This window comes from Pantoea sp. EKM10T (genome assembly GCF_011800685.1).
In the GTDB taxonomy this organism is placed as follows: domain Bacteria; phylum Pseudomonadota; class Gammaproteobacteria; order Enterobacterales; family Enterobacteriaceae; genus Pantoea; species Pantoea agglomerans.
In genome coordinates this window covers 74,701-89,098 of sequence record NZ_JAALEU010000009.1, presented here as the reverse complement: position 1 = coordinate 89,098, position 14,398 = coordinate 74,701, and the positions used below count along the sequence as shown (strand labels likewise).

The window sequence follows — 14,398 nt, the reverse complement described above, 5'->3', positions numbered from 1 at the left end:
ATGAGCTCTGTACCGCGCCCCCACGATCTGCTCTGGCTGCGAGACGGCAACGCCTTAGCCGCCATCAGTGAGAGCTGGGTCAGTCAGTTCTGGCATCCCGGCCTTCCGGTCGTGGTGCGGCGCGACCGGAGCGAAACCGGGCTGATACCGGTGGGTGTGCGCGGCGAGAGCCGCGAACAGCGCGCCGCCGGATGGGTCAATGCAGCGGACATCGTTCGCGTTGTCACACCGGAGATGCTGGCAGCGCGTGCGCAGTTGCTTGCCTCGCCGTTCACCGCTTATGCGCCGGTCGGCGCGGCGATTGCCCTCAGTGAGCACGACTGGCCGTGGCGCTGGGGCATTACCGGCAGTACCGGTTACGCACTGGCAACTCAGCAACCCACGCTGCATGCCGCCAGCGATCTTGATTTAGTTATTCGCGCGCCAGAGCCGCTGGCGCGCGATGCGCTGCAACGCTGGCAGGCGCAAACCGACACGCTGGCCTGTCGGGTCGATACGCAGATAGAAACGCCGTCCGGCGCGTTTGCCCTCAGCGAGTGGCTGCGTGAAGGCCGCGCGCTGGTTAAAACCGTTACCGGGCCGATACTGACCGCTTCACCCTGGAGCAGGGAGCTACAATGAAAATACTCTTTACCTTTCCCGGCCAGGGCACTCAGCGTGCCGGGATGTTACAGCACCTTCCCGACAGCGACGCCCTGTTAAACAGCGTGCGTGCAGTGCTGGGCGACGAGACTGACCAGCTCGACAGTGCCGATGCACTGCGCCACACGCGCGCCGTGCAGCTCAGTCTGCTGATTTGCGGTGTCGCCTGGGCGCGCGAGCTGATCCGCCGTGGGGTGAAACCCGATATCGTCAGCGGTCTGTCGATTGGTGCGTTTCCTGCTGCGGTGATTTCCGGCGCGCTGGATTTCAGTGATGCTCTGCGGCTGGTGGCACTGCGCGGCGATCTGATGGAGCAGGCTTATCCGGAGGGATATGGCCTGACCGCCATCACCGGCCTGACGCTGAGTCGTCTGGAGAAACTGCTGCCCGGCAGCAACACCTATATCGCCAACCTGAATGCGGAAACGCAGATTGTGATTGCTGGCCGCGACGAGGATATGGCGGTAGTCGCGCAGAAAGCGCTGGATGCCGGTGCCAGCAAAGCGATTAAACTCGCGGTGAGCGTGCCGTCGCACTGCGCGCTGCTGGATAAGCCCGCCGCAGAACTGGCGCGCGCATTCGGGTCCGTCAGCCTTTCCCGTCCCCATTGCGCTTACCTCAGCGGTTCAACCGGACGCGTGATTTGGGAGCCGGAGAAGATTGCCGACGATCTTGCCTTTAATATGGCGCGTACGGTGCAGTGGAATGATGCGATGGTTTCAGCCAATCAGCGCGATGCCCGACTGGCGATTGAGATGCCGCCTGGCAATGTGCTGACCGGCCTGACGCTTCAGGCGGGCTGGCAGGGCGACGCGATTTGTCTGGAGCGAAACAGCGTTGAGGTTGCACTCCATCTGGTTAAACGGCTGAGTCAGTAAGGCTGCGGGCGTACATCCGCCCTTCTGCCGCCAGTGCCAGCAGGTCATTATCCCGTTCGCGGCGATGTGAGTAGACAATCGAGATCTGCTGACGCATCTGGTAAGGCTCAGCGAGCGTCAGCAGCTGAATGTTGTTTTCATACACCTTCTTCATCCGTCCCGGGATCAGTGCCAGGCCGACGCCCGCCTGCACCAGGCTTATCATCGAGAAGATGTCATTCACCTGGGTGACCATGCGCGGTTCAAATCCGGCTATCTGGAACGCCTCCTGCGAACCGGCATAGGTGGCAAACCCCTCAGCCAGCGAGACAAAATCACGGTCGGCATAATCACGCAGATCCACCGGACCAGCTCCGTCCCGCGTCTCACCGGCCGGTGTGGCCAGAAAGATCCTGTCCTCAAACAGTGGAATCACATCAAAATGCGCGTCGCTGAGTTCGCCGTCATCGGTGGCGATCAGAATCGCATCCAGCGCGTCATCTTCAAGCATATTCAGCAGCATTTGATTAGAACCCATGGTCAGATCGAGCTCCAGCGTGGGCCGACGCAGCTTCATGCCCATGATCAGCCGGGGAATGGTCTCCAGCGTCAGGGAGTAGAGCGTGCCAAGTCGCAGACGCCCTCCGCCGATGCCTGCGACTTTGCGCGCCTCTTCAATGCCTTTGCCCATCAGGGTGGTCACATCGCGACAGTAGTCCAGCAGCGTCCAGGCGGCAGGTAGCGGCACCAGGTTGCGGCCCTTGTGGATAAACAGCGGGCAGTCGATGCCCTCTTCCAGCGTATGCAGTGCGCGATGCACGCTGACGCTGCTCAGCGCCAGCGCTTCCGCCGTACGGGCGATATTGCCCTTGCTCATAAACATCATGAAGACGCTGAGTTTACGGAAGGTAATTTCCTGGTTGATGTTGTCACTCATTGCTGCTGTTGCCTGTAGGGTCATTTTGCTTTCCCGCATAGTAGCGATTCTCAGCCAGGGTGTAATGATCTGGCTCGCACAAGAGGCACTTACGGACGCAGAGGCGATAAGAGGCTGAACCTTCTGAAAGAGGAGCGGGATAGACGGTGAGCAAAGAGAGCACAGGAGAGTGCGGCCGATCCCTCGGCCGCAAAGAAAGTCAGAAACCTGACTGCACGCGCCTTACAACCTTACTGGCGAGATATTCCAGATCTCATCAGCGTACTCCTGAATCGTACGGTCCGACGAGAAGTAGCCCATTCCGGCGATGTTTTTAGCCGCGCGGCGTTGCCACTCATCCGGTTTACGGTAGAGCGCATCCACTTTATCCTGGGTATCCACATAGCTGCGATAATCCGCCAGCAACTGGTAGTGATCGCCGAAGTTGACCAGTGAATCGAACAGATTGCGGTAGCGGCCCGGATCCTGCGGACTGAACAGACCGGAAGCAATCTGAGTCAGCACCTGATGCAGCTCTTCATCCTTTTCATAATAGTCACGCGGGTTATAGCCCCCTTTACGCAGGGCTTCGACCTGGGGCGTGGTATTACCGAAAATGAAGATGTTCTCTTCACCGACGTGATCCAGCATTTCAACGTTGGCCCCATCCAGCGTTCCGATGGTCAGCGCGCCATTCAGCGCAAACTTCATATTACTGGTGCCGGACGCTTCCGTCCCTGCGGTAGAGATCTGCTCAGAGAGATCGGCCGCCGGAATAATGATCTGCGCCAGGCTCACGCTGTAGTTCGGGATGAAGACCACTTTAAGTTTGTTCTTCACCTGCGGATCGTTGTTGATCACATTGGCGACATCGTTGATCAGATGAATGATGTGCTTGGCAACGTAGTAAGCCGATGCCGCTTTACCGGCAAAGATATTGACGCGTGGCACCCAATCCGCCTGGGGATCGGCCTTGATACGGTTGTATCGGGTGATCACATGCAGCACGTTGAGCAACTGGCGTTTGTACTCGTGAATGCGCTTGATCTGCACATCAAACAGCGCGTTCGGGTCGAGCACCACGTCCAGATTCTTCGCCACCCAGTCGGCCAGCCGACGCTTGTTCTGATACTTAGCGACCGCCACTTTTTCGATAAACGCCGGATAGTCGATCTGCGCCTTAAGCTCGCCCAGCTGGCTGAGATCGGTGCGCCAGTTGCGGCCAATCTCCTCATCCAGCACCTCTGACAGCGCCGGGTTCGCCAGCGCCAGCCAGCGGCGCGGCGTAACGCCATTGGTTTTGTTACAGAAGCGACCAGGGAACAGACGGGAGAAATCGGCAAACAGCGACTGTACCATCAGGTTGGAGTGCAGCTCCGAAACGCCGTTTACTTTGTGGCTGACCACCACCGCCAGCCAGCCCATGCGTATCCGGCGGCCATCGTTTTCGTCGATGATCGAAATGCGCGACAGCAGATCCAGGTCATCGGGATAGTGATCCTGAATGGTCTTAAGGAAGAAGTCGTTAATTTCAAAAATAATGCTGAGGTGACGCGGCAGGATCTTGCCGATCATATCAACCGGCCAGGTTTCCAGCGCTTCGGTCATCAGCGTATGGTTGGTGTAGGAGAAGACCTGACAGCAGACGTCAAAAGCGTTGTCCCAGCTGAATTTATGATCGTCGATCAGCAGGCGCATCAGTTCGGGGATCGCCAGCACCGGATGGGTATCATTCAGGTGAATAGCGATTTTATCCGCCAGGTTGTCCCAGGTCTGATGCATCCGCCAGTGACGATTCAGAATGTCCTGCACCGTCGCGGAGACCAGGAAATATTCCTGACGCAGGCGCAGCTCGCGGCCTGAGTAGGTCGAGTCATCCGGATAGAGCACGCGCGACACGTTCTCGGAGTGGTTTTTATCTTCCACCGCCGCAAAGTAGTCGCCCTGGTTGAACTTGCCGAGGTTGATTTCGTTGCTGGCCTGCGCGCCCCACAGCCGTAAGGTGTTGGTAGCGTCGGTGTCAAAGCCCGGAATGATCTGGTCATAGGCCATCGCCAGGATCTCTTCGGTCTCCAGCCAGCGCACTTTCGCGCCTTCGTGCTGGACGCGGCCACCAAAGCGCACTTTGTAACGGGTATTGAAACGCTGGAATTCCCACGGATTACCATATTCAAGCCAGTAATCCGGCGACTCTTTCTGCTCACCTTCCACAATGTTCTGTTTGAACATGCCGTAATCATACCGGATGCCATAGCCACGGCCCGGCATGCCCAGCGTCGCCAGCGAGTCGAGGAAACAGGCCGCCAGGCGACCCAGACCACCGTTGCCCAGCCCCGGATCGTTCTCCTCTTCCATCAGCTCGGCCAGATCCAGACCCATCTCATCCAGCGCCTGGTTGAGATCGTCATAAATCCCCATCGCCAGCAGCGCATTGCCCAGCGTGCGGCCCATCAGGAACTCCATCGACAGGTAATAGACCTGCCGGACATCCTGAGAAAGCTGAGCACGGCTGGAACGCAGCCAGCGCTCCACCATCCGGTCGCGCACCGCCAGCAGTGAGGCGTTAAGCCACTCATGCTTATTGGCGATAGAGGGATCTTTGCCGATGGTAAACATCAATTTATAGGCAATCGAATGCTTTAAGGCATCAACCGTCAACGTTGGTGAGGCGTAAGTGAAAGGTGCATTCATATCCAGTTTTCCCAATCCGTTACATCAAACGTTGGTAGAGATCGCGGTAGGCTTGTGCTGCCACCTGCCAGCTAAAGTCCATCGCCATTGCCTGGCGCTGAACATAGCGCCAGAGCGAAGGACGGGACCACAACACAAACGCGCGCCGGATAGCCCGAAGCAGTGACCAGGCGTTGGCATCTTCAAAACTGAATCCACTGGCGATGCCGTCGGCCAGATTCTCCAGTGAGCTGTCATTCACGGTATCGGCCAGCCCGCCGGTGCGACGCACTAACGGCAACGTACCATACTTGAGGCCATAAAGTTGTGTCAGACCACAGGGCTCAAAGCGACTCGGCACCACAATCACGTCCGCGCCGCCGACAATGCGGTGTGAGAACGCTTCGTGATAGCCGATCTGCACGCCGACGCTGCCCGGATGCTCTGCCGCCGCCGCCAGGAAGCCCTGCTGCAGTTCAGCATCGCCCTGGCCCAGCAGCACCAGTTGACCGCCCTGCGCCAGCAAGCCGGGCAGCGCCTCCAGCACCAGGTCCAGCCCTTTCTGTTTGGTCAGACGGCTGATCACGCAGAACACCGGCGCTTTATCATCCACCTTCAGACCCATCGCCACCTGCAGCTGGCGTTTGTTCTCCGCTTTTGCTTCCAGCGTGTCGCGGTTATAACGCGCGCTGAGCAGCAGATCGTGCGCCGGATCCCAGATAGAGGGATCAACGCCGTTGAGAATGCCGCTAAGACGGCCTTCACGCATCCGCTGTGCCAGCAGGGTTTCCATGCCGTAAGCATATTCGGCAGAGGTAATTTCATGGGCGTAAGTCGGGCTGACCGCCGTGATATGGTCGGCGTAAAAAAGTCCCGCTTTCAGGAAGGAGATCTGACCGAAGAACTCCAGCCCGTGCATGTTAAAGAACGACCATGGCAGGCCAATCTCTTCCATGTGGTGCGCCATGAACAGCCCCTGATACGCCAGGTTGTGCACGGTGAAGACCGATTTAGCCGGACGACCACGCGCTTCCAGATAGGCGCAGGTCAGGCCTGCGTGCCAGTCATGGGCATGCACAATATCGGGACGCCACATCGCGTCCATGCCGCACGCCAGTTCACAGCCAACCCAGCCCAGCAGCGCAAAGCGCAGATAGTTGTCGACATACGCAAACTGCGATTCGTCATGGTAGGGACTACCGGGACGATCGTAGAGGCCGGGAGCATCAATCAAGTAGATGCCCACACCGTTAAATTCACCAAATAGCAGACGTACATGACCGGCAAATGTTTCTCGCTCTGTCACGACCTGGAGATCAGGTATGCCTTTGCGCAATGCGGGAAAAGCGGGCAGTAGTACCCGCGTATCCGTGCCGCCCGCAATTTGTGCCTGAGGTAATGCCCCGACTACATCAGCCAGTCCGCCCGTTTTTAGCAGCGGGAAAAGTTCCGAACAGACATGTAAAACCTGCATCCTCGACCTCATTAAGTTATCCGACACGCTCCGCGTGCCGATTGCGTAAGTTTCGCTTATCGCTTACAGCCCCGCTTTGGCCAGCCTGGCCAGCATGGCGCGGGTTACCAGTACGATGCCTTCATCCGAACGGTGAAACCGGCGACTGTCTTCATCCGGGTTTTCGCCAATGACCATGCCTTCCGGTAACTCGCAGGCACGATCAATGACGCAGCGACGCAGACGACACGATCGGCCCACTACCACATCAGGCAGCAGTACAGTTGAATCTATATTGCAAAAAGAGTTAACGCGTACCCGCGGGAACAGCACCGAATTGACCACCACTGAACCGGAGATGATGCAGCCCCCCGAGACCAGCGAGTTCATGGTCATCCCGTGACTGCCGGAACGATCCTGAACAAATTTGGCCGGCGGCAGCGGCTCCATGTGGGTACGAATCGGCCAGGTGACGTCATACATATCGAGTTCAGGCATCACCGATGCCAGGTCGAGATTGGCGCGCCAGTAAGCTTCCAGCGTCCCGACGTCGCGCCAGTAAGGCGGCGCATTGTCGTCGTTCTGTACGCAGGAGAGCGCAAAGGAGTGCGCATAGCCTTCGCCGCTTGCCACGATTTTCGGCAGGATATCTTTGCCGAAGTCGTGGTTAGAGCCTGGCGTCTGCAGATCCTCTTCCAGCAGTTCATAGAGATAGTCTGCATTGAAAACGTAGATCCCCATGCTGGCGAGCGCCTGGGTGTCATCACCCGGCATGGTGGGCGGTTTCGCGGGTTTCTCCACGAAATCGATCACCATGTTCTCTTCGTCCACCGCCATCACGCCAAACGCCGTGGCTTCATGCACCGGCACCGGTAAACAGGCGATGGTACATTTCGCCTCGTTGACCACGTGATCCAGCAGCATGCGTGAGTAATCCATCTTATAAATGTGGTCCCCGGCGAGGATCACGATGTACTGCGCCTGATAGCGGCGAATCACATCAAGGTTTTGCGTCACGGCATCGGCCGTCCCGCGATACCACTGTTCGGTCGAAAATCGCTGCTGCGCTGGCAGCAAATCGACAAACTCATTCATCTCTTCATTGAAGATCGACCAGCCACGCTGGATGTGCTGAGTCAGGGTATGAGACTGATACTGAGTAATCACGCCAATCCGTCGGATACCGGAGTTGACGCAGTTGGAGAGGGCAAAGTCGATAATGCGGAACTTGCCGCCGAAATGCACCGCCGGTTTGGCACGTTTGGCCGTTAAATCGACCAGGCGCGTGCCGCGTCCGCCGGCGAGGATCAGAGCAACCGTCTGTGTAGGGAGCTGGCGGGCCAGCATCAGGTGATCTGTTCTATCTAACTTAACCATGTCTGACTCCTTATGATTGCTTTTGGAACACGCACACACCGTGTGCGGGACCATGCCAGACAGTTAGCAGGATGGGGTTGTCGTCCCCGGCGAAAGGAGGAAGGGCGCGCCATTCTCCGTCTGGTAACACGATGTCATTCACCGTATCCGTGGCGTTTATTGTTATTAACCAGCGGCCGGACAGCAGGATCTGCAATCTGTGCATCCCCTGTGCCCATTCATCGTGTTGCAGTGGCTGGCCACCGGCATTGAGCCACTGCACATTGCCGTCACCGTCCTGCCACCAGCGATCTGCGGTCAGCGCCGGAATGCGCTGGCGCAGCTCGATCAGTGCAGCGGTGAATCCGACTAATCCCTTCTCATCCGCCTGCCAGTCAAGCCAGCTCAGGGCGTTGTCCTGACAGTAAGCGTTGTTATTGCCGCGCTGGGTGTGGCCGCGCTCATCGCCTGCCAGCAGCATCGGCGTGCCCTGTGACAGCAGCAGCGTCGTCAGCAGTGCCCGCACGCTGCGACGGCGACGTTCAATCACGTCGAAGCTGACGTTCAGCCCCTCTTTGCCGTGGTTGTGGCTGTAGTTATCGCCGTGACCATCACGGTTATCTTCCCCGTTCGCTTCGTTGTGTTTACGTTCGAAGCTCACCACATCCCACAGCGTAAAGCCGTCGTGGGCGGTGATCAGGTTAACCGTGGCGTGTGGCGGCCGGTCATTATGCTGGTAGAGATCGCTGGAGGCGGCAAAGCGGCGGACGAACTCGCCGTTGCTTATGTCGCCGTGCAGCCAGTAACGACGCGCGGTGTCGCGAAACTGATCGTTCCATTCAGCAAACGGCGGCGGAAAACGGCCAACCTGATAGCCGTCAGGGCCGATATCCCAGGGTTCAGCAATCAGCTTGACCTGAGAGAGCAGCGGACAGGCGCGTATGGCCTCAAAAAATGGCGCATCACGCTGGTAATCCGGTGTGCGGCCCAGCACTGGCGCGAGGTCAAAGCGGAAGCCGTCGACGTGGCAGACACGCACCCAGTAGCGCAGCGCCTCTAAAGCCCACGTCATCACCTGCGGATGATGGATATTCAGCGTGTTGCCGCAGCCGGTCCAGTTCTGATAATCGCCCTGCTCATCGAGCCAGTAGTAGCTGGCGTTGTCGATGCCGCGCATGGAGATTGTCGGGCCAATCTCATCCAGTTCAGCGGTGTGGTTGAACACCACATCCAGCAGCACTTCGATACCCGCGGCGTGCAGGTTTTTGACCGCCTGCTGAAACTCCTGCAACGGCGTCACGTCCGGCTGACCGGAGGCGTAACGGGGATCCACCGCCCAGAGCGCAAAGGGGTTATAGCCCCAGTAGTTGCTGAGGCCGAGCTGCAGCAGTCGCGGCTCGCTGGCGAAGTGCGCCACCGGCAGCAGCTCAAGGGTGGTAATCCCCAGACTGCGCAGGTAATTCACCATAACAGGATGACCGAGCGCCGCGTAAGTCCCGCGCAGCGTTTCCGGAATTTCCGGATGCTGCTGCGTCAGGCCGCGCACGTGGGCTTCGTAAATCACCGTGTTACCCCAGGGAATACCCGGTGCGACGTCGTCCTGCCAGTCAAAATCCTCCGCGACTACCCGTGACTTCGGCGCAATCGCCGCGTTGTCATGCGGATCGGGCTGCGCCTCGCCGCCATGAAACAGCGGGTCATCCGGTACATCGCCCTCAACCGCGCGGGCGCAGGGGTCAACCAGCAGCTTCGCCGGATTAAAACGGTGTCCCTGCTGCGGTGCCCAGGGACCATGCACCCGGTAGCCGTAGCGCTGTCCTGGCTTCAACGCCGGAACATAACCATGCCAGATATCCCCGCTGCGGCCAGGCAGGTCAAGACGCTGTTCTGCACCCTGCTCATCAAACAGGCAGAGCTCTACGCGCCCGGCATGCTGTGAGAACAGGGTGAAGTTAACGCCTTTGCCATCGTAACTGGCACCCAGCGGTTCGGGATCTCCGGCAGTGATGGTCATTCAGCCTCCCGCACCAGCCATACCGTTGCCAGCGGCGGCAGATTGAGGCTCAGCGACTGCGGTCGCCCGTGGCTCTCCTGCTCATCGGTATGCACCCGATGGTTGCGCACGTCGCTGCCGTGATACTCATGCTGATCGGTGTTCAGCACTTCACGCCAGTAGCCAGGCTGGTTAACGCCAAAGCGATAGCCCGGACGCGGCACCGGCGTAAAGTTACTGACGACGATCACTTCATTGCCTTCACGGTCACGACGGACAAAGGCGAAGACGGAGTGTTCTGCATCGTTTACCACCAGCCACTCAAAGCCTGCCGGATCGAAGTCGAGCTGATGCAGCGGCGTGTAGTACTGATAGGTGTGGTTGAGATCGCGCACCAGACGGTGAACGCCGTGGTGCCAGTTGTCGTCCCCTTCCAGCAGATGCCAGTCAAGGCTGACGTCGTGGTTCCACTCGCGACCCTGGGCAAATTCATTGCCCATAAACAGCAGTTTCTTGCCGGGGAAGCCCCACATCCAGCCGTAGTAAGCACGCAGGTTGGCGAACTTCTGCCATGCATCGCCCGGCATACGATCGAGAATCGAGCGCTTACCGTGCACCACTTCGTCATGCGACAGCGGCAGCACAAAGTTTTCGGTGTAGTTGTACATCATGCCGAAGCTCATCAGATCGTGATGGTGCTTACGGTAGATGGGATCGACCTTCATGTAGTCGAGGGTGTCGTGCATCCAGCCCAGATTCCATTTGAACCAGAAGCCCAGCCCGCCGTCTTCGGTGGGACGCGTCACGCCAGGGTAGTCTGTCGACTCTTCGGCCATGGTCACCGAACCGGATGCCACAGTGCCGAGCGTACGGTTGGTGTGACGCAGAAACTCAATCGCTTCCAGGTTTTCACGGCCGCCATACTGATTCGGCACCCATTCCCCTTCGCTGCGGCTGTAGTCGCGGTAGATCATCGACGCCACCGCATCCACACGCAGGCCATCAATGCCAAAGCGCTCCGTCCAGTAGAGCGCGTTGCCCGACAGGTAGTTGCTCACTTCCCGGCGACCAAAGTTGTAAATCAGGGTATTCCAGTCCTGGTGAAAGCCTTCACGCGGGTCGCTGTGCTCATAGAGCTCGGTGCCGTCGTATCTTGCCAGACCGAAATCGTCGCTGGGGAAGTGGCCCGGCACCCAGTCGAGCAGCACGTTGAGGCCCGCTTCATGGGCGGCGTCAATGAAGGCGCGGAACTCGTCACGGGTACCAAAACGTCGGGTCGGCGCATACATGCCCAGCGGCTGATAGCCCCAGCTGCCATCAAACGGATGTTCGTTGATCGGCAGCAGTTCGATATGGGTAAAGCCCATCTCTTTGACGTAGGGCACCAGCTGTTCAGCCAGCTCTTTGTAGCTCAGCCAGAAGTTGTTGTCGGTGTGACGACGCCAGGAACCCAGATGCACTTCATAGATGGAGATCGGCGCGTCAAAGGCGTTGGCCGCCTTGCGCTCCGCTTTCATCTCAACAGGCTCTGGCAGACCACAGATCATCGACGCAGTTTGCGGACGCATCTGCGCCTCAAAGGCGTACGGGTCCGCTTTGATGCGCAGTTCGCCATTGGCGTCGATGATTTCATACTTGTAGAGCTGGCCGTTGACCGCGCCCGGTACAAACAGCTCCCAGATGCCCAGCTCCTGACGCAGACGCATCGGATGACGGCGGCCATCCCAGAAGTTGAAATCGCCAACCACTGACACGCGACGGGCGTTGGGTGCCCAGACGCAGAAGCGGGTGCCGAAGACGCCATCGATGACGTCACCGTGCGCGCCCAGCGTCTCATAAGGGCGCAGGTGCGTCCCTTCTGCCAGCAGCCACAGATCCATCTCCTGCAGCAGCGGACCAAAGCGGTAGGCATCGTCTACCAGGTTTTGCTGGCCGTGCCAGTTCACCGCCAGCTGATAGCGGAACGGGTTTTTGCGGCGTGGAATAACGCCACTGAAGAAGCCACGTGCATCTTCACACACCAGCTGAGCCAGTTTGCGCCCGGTGGAGGTTTCAATGACCCACACTTCAAGCGCTTCGGGGAGCAATGCCCTGACTTCAAGGCCTTGCTGAGTTCGGTGCATCCCTAGTAACGAAAAAGGGTCGGCATAATTACCCGCAAACAGGGCATTGATCGCATCGCGATCGGGAAGCTCTGACATGACTTTCTTCCTGTGATAATTGGCAGCCGAAATGAACGCGACACAGCCTGTCGCGGTTCACCTGCGCTGCTCTTCATTGAGCCATACGTACAACGACAAAGAAGTCAGGCCATTCCGTGGGAAAAGTGTTTTTGCCGTGTACCACAACCATTTAATCCGGAAAGCACAAGAGTTACCTGTGGCACATCATGGTTAAATCATAGCTTGGTCACGGCACTTGCCATGGACTAAAGCAAAATAATCTTTACCGACCGGCAAAAAAGGGAAGTTGATCACTGAGTAAGCGAAACGGCAGATTGTTTCGTGTACGACAAAAACAAAAAAGGCCGGATAAATCCGGCCTTTGGCGATGTTTTCTGTTTAGCTGGTTAACAACCGCAGCATGCGACGTAGCGGTTCGGCTGCGCCCCATAACAGCTGGTCGCCCACCGTGAAGGCGGAGAGATATTCCGGCCCCATATTCAGTTTACGCAACCGGCCAACCGGCGTGGTCAGCGTACCGGTGACAGCGGCAGGCGTCAGTTCACGCATCGTCAGTTCGCGGTCATTCGGCACCACTTTGACCCACTCATTGTGAGAGGCCAGCAGCTGCTCAATGTCAGCCAGCGGCAGGTCGCGTTTCAGCTTCAGCGTAAAGGCCTGGCTGTGGCAGCGCAGTGCCCCGACGCGCACGCACAATCCATCAACGGGGATGACATTACGGGTGGCGAGGATCTTGTTGGTTTCCGCCTGGCCTTTCCACTCTTCGCGGCTCTGACCGTTTTCCAGCTGTTTGTCGATCCACGGGATCAGGCTGCCCGCCAGCGGCACGCCGAAGTTATCGGTCGGCAGGGTACCGGAACGGGTGAAGTCGGTCACGCTACGCTCGATGTCGAGGATGGCGGAGGCCGGGTTCTGCAGCGCAGGCGCAACGTGATCGTGCAGCATGCCCATCTGGATCAGCAGTTCACGCATGTGGCGCGCGCCGCCGCCAGAGGCCGCCTGATAGGTGGCAACCGAAGCCCACTCCACCAGGTCCTGAGCAAACAGGCCGCCCAGCGACATCAGCATCAGGCTGACGGTACAGTTACCGCCGACAAAGGTTTTGATCCCACTGTCGATACCCTGGCGAATCACCGCATGGTTGACCGGATCGAGGATGATGATGGCATCATCTTTCATGCGCAGCGTGGAGGCCGCATCAATCCAGTATCCCTGCCAGCCGCTGGCGCGCAGCTTTGGATAGACGTCACTGGTGTAGTCGCCACCCTGGCAGGTAATAATGATATCCAGCGCCCGCAGCGCCTCAATATCAAACGCATCCTGCAGTGTGCCCTGCTGTTTGCCCGCAAATGCGGGTGCCGCCTGACCATGCTGCGACGTCGAGAAGAAGACCGGATTGATTGCATCAAAATCGCGCTCTTCACTCATGCGGGACATCAGCACGGAGCCGACCATACCGCGCCAACCAACAAAACCTACATTCTTCATGTCGTGTCCGTCTAAGGCAGTTACACCTGCTTTTCATTTCAGAGGAGAGAGCGGCGTGCTATTTTCACGCCGCTCTGCGTAATAATAAGATTTACCTGTGTCCCTTCACTCTACAAAATGCAGGCCGGGTAGCAAGTGAATTAATTCGATTACGCTAACTTTTTCAGCAGCGTAACTAATAACTCCGCTTTTTCGTGAACAACATGGCGTAAAACCGATGACTGAAATGATTTCAGCGACAATATTATTGTTGTTAATTATGGATCCGCTGGGCAATCTGCCGATTTTTATGTCGGTTTTAAAGCATCTGGAGCCGAAACGGCGGCGAGTGGTGCTGATCCGTGAAATGTTGATTGCTCTGATCATCATGCTGCTGTTCCTGTTTACCGGTGAACGCATCCTGGCATTTTTGAATCTGCGTACTGAAACGGTGTCGATTTCCGGCGGGATCATCCTGTTTCTTATCGCCATTAAGATGATTTTCCCGTCGGCGGAAAGCAGCAGTTCTGGTTTACCGGCGGGTGAAGAGCCCTTCCTGGTGCCACTGGCGATCCCACTGGTAGCCGGGCCATCGCTGCTGGCGACGCTGATGCTGCTGTCGCATCAATATCCGCATCAGATGTCGCACCTGGTCGGCGCGCTGCTGATCGCCTGGGGCGTGACGGTGGGTATTCTGCTGATGTCAGGTCTGTTCCTGCGGCTGCTGGGCGATAAAGGCGTGAATGCGCTGGAGCGGCTGATGGGATTAATACTGATTATGCTGGCCACACAGATGTTCCTGGACGGCATTCGGGCTTATCTGAAGCTGTAGGAGAGTGTCTGCGCTTCCCATGAAACCAG

At 57.9% G+C, this 14,398-nt stretch carries 10 protein-coding genes; 3 read left to right on the top strand and 7 right to left on the bottom strand.

The window, feature by feature from the left end; translation table 11 throughout:
* Positions 1–621: a malonate decarboxylase holo-ACP synthase gene (locus tag HFD95_RS17100; RefSeq protein ID WP_167430537.1), complete on the top strand. Its 621-nt coding sequence runs from the start codon at positions 1–3 to the stop codon at positions 619–621.
* Positions 618–1,520, top strand: coding sequence for a malonate decarboxylase subunit epsilon (mdcH, locus tag HFD95_RS17095; RefSeq protein WP_167430536.1), 903 nt, complete (start codon positions 618–620; stop codon positions 1,518–1,520). Before HFD95_RS17100 ends, mdcH begins: the two co-directional genes overlap by 4 nt.
* Here the strand turns inward: mdcH and HFD95_RS17090 are convergent.
* The 7 genes from HFD95_RS17090 to asd all read right to left on the bottom strand — a co-directional run bounded on the left by HFD95_RS17090 (position 1,501) and on the right by asd (position 13,558).
* Positions 1,501–2,436, bottom strand: coding sequence for a LysR family transcriptional regulator (locus HFD95_RS17090; protein WP_010253237.1), 936 nt, complete (start codon positions 2,434–2,436; stop codon positions 1,501–1,503). The two genes, mdcH and HFD95_RS17090, sit on opposite strands and share 20 nt — an antisense overlap.
* Before the next feature lie 222 nt (positions 2,437–2,658).
* Complete coding sequence (gene glgP / locus HFD95_RS17085; protein ID WP_010253240.1) at positions 2,659–5,106, bottom strand: glycogen phosphorylase; 2,448 nt, start codon at positions 5,104–5,106, stop codon at positions 2,659–2,661.
* Between the two features lie 19 nt (positions 5,107–5,125).
* Positions 5,126–6,559: a glycogen synthase GlgA gene (gene glgA / locus HFD95_RS17080; RefSeq protein WP_010253243.1), complete on the bottom strand. Its 1,434-nt coding sequence runs from the start codon at positions 6,557–6,559 to the stop codon at positions 5,126–5,128.
* 63 nt (positions 6,560–6,622) lie between these two features.
* Positions 6,623–7,915 (bottom strand): glucose-1-phosphate adenylyltransferase, encoded by a 1,293-nt coding sequence (glgC, locus tag HFD95_RS17075; RefSeq protein ID WP_010253246.1) that lies wholly within the window; start codon positions 7,913–7,915, stop codon positions 6,623–6,625.
* A gap of 10 nt (positions 7,916–7,925) precedes the next feature.
* The gene (glgX, locus tag HFD95_RS17070) at positions 7,926–9,908 is read right to left on the bottom strand and encodes a glycogen debranching protein GlgX (protein ID WP_167430535.1); all 1,983 of its coding nucleotides are present in this window, start codon (positions 9,906–9,908) and stop codon (positions 7,926–7,928) included.
* Positions 9,905–12,088 (bottom strand): 1,4-alpha-glucan branching enzyme, encoded by a 2,184-nt coding sequence (glgB, locus tag HFD95_RS17065; RefSeq protein ID WP_010253252.1) that lies wholly within the window; start codon positions 12,086–12,088, stop codon positions 9,905–9,907. Before glgB ends, glgX begins: the two co-directional genes overlap by 4 nt.
* A 360-nt stretch (positions 12,089–12,448) precedes the next feature.
* Positions 12,449–13,558, bottom strand: a complete 1,110-nt coding sequence (gene asd / locus HFD95_RS17060) for an aspartate-semialdehyde dehydrogenase (RefSeq protein WP_167430534.1) — start codon at positions 13,556–13,558, stop codon at positions 12,449–12,451.
* 217 nt (positions 13,559–13,775) lie between these two features.
* On the opposite strand from asd, the gene HFD95_RS17055 reads away from it, so the two are divergent.
* The gene (locus HFD95_RS17055; protein WP_003853054.1) at positions 13,776–14,369 is read left to right on the top strand and encodes a YhgN family NAAT transporter; all 594 of its coding nucleotides are present in this window, start codon (positions 13,776–13,778) and stop codon (positions 14,367–14,369) included.
* Positions 14,370–14,398: the final 29 nt, after the last annotated feature.

Excerpts from the sequence above, each read along its gene's own strand:
- HFD95_RS17055 (WP_003853054.1), top strand. The coding sequence starts at position 13,776 with ATGACTGAAATGATTTCAGCGACAATATTATTGTTGTTAATTATGGAT.
- glgA (WP_010253243.1), bottom strand. The coding sequence starts at position 6,559 with ATGCAGGTTTTACATGTCTGTTCGGAACTTTTCCCGCTGCTAAAAACG.
- glgB (WP_010253252.1), bottom strand. The coding sequence starts at position 12,088 with ATGTCAGAGCTTCCCGATCGCGATGCGATCAATGCCCTGTTTGCGGGT.
- glgC (WP_010253246.1), bottom strand. The coding sequence starts at position 7,915 with ATGGTTAAGTTAGATAGAACAGATCACCTGATGCTGGCCCGCCAGCTC.
- glgP (WP_010253240.1), bottom strand. The coding sequence starts at position 5,106 with ATGAATGCACCTTTCACTTACGCCTCACCAACGTTGACGGTTGATGCC.
- mdcH (WP_167430536.1), top strand. The coding sequence starts at position 618 with ATGAAAATACTCTTTACCTTTCCCGGCCAGGGCACTCAGCGTGCCGGG.
- HFD95_RS17100 (WP_167430537.1), top strand. The coding sequence starts at position 1 with ATGAGCTCTGTACCGCGCCCCCACGATCTGCTCTGGCTGCGAGACGGC.
- HFD95_RS17090 (WP_010253237.1), bottom strand. The coding sequence starts at position 2,436 with ATGAGTGACAACATCAACCAGGAAATTACCTTCCGTAAACTCAGCGTC.
- glgX (WP_167430535.1), bottom strand. The coding sequence starts at position 9,908 with ATGACCATCACTGCCGGAGATCCCGAACCGCTGGGTGCCAGTTACGAT.
- asd (WP_167430534.1), bottom strand. The coding sequence starts at position 13,558 with ATGAAGAATGTAGGTTTTGTTGGTTGGCGCGGTATGGTCGGCTCCGTG.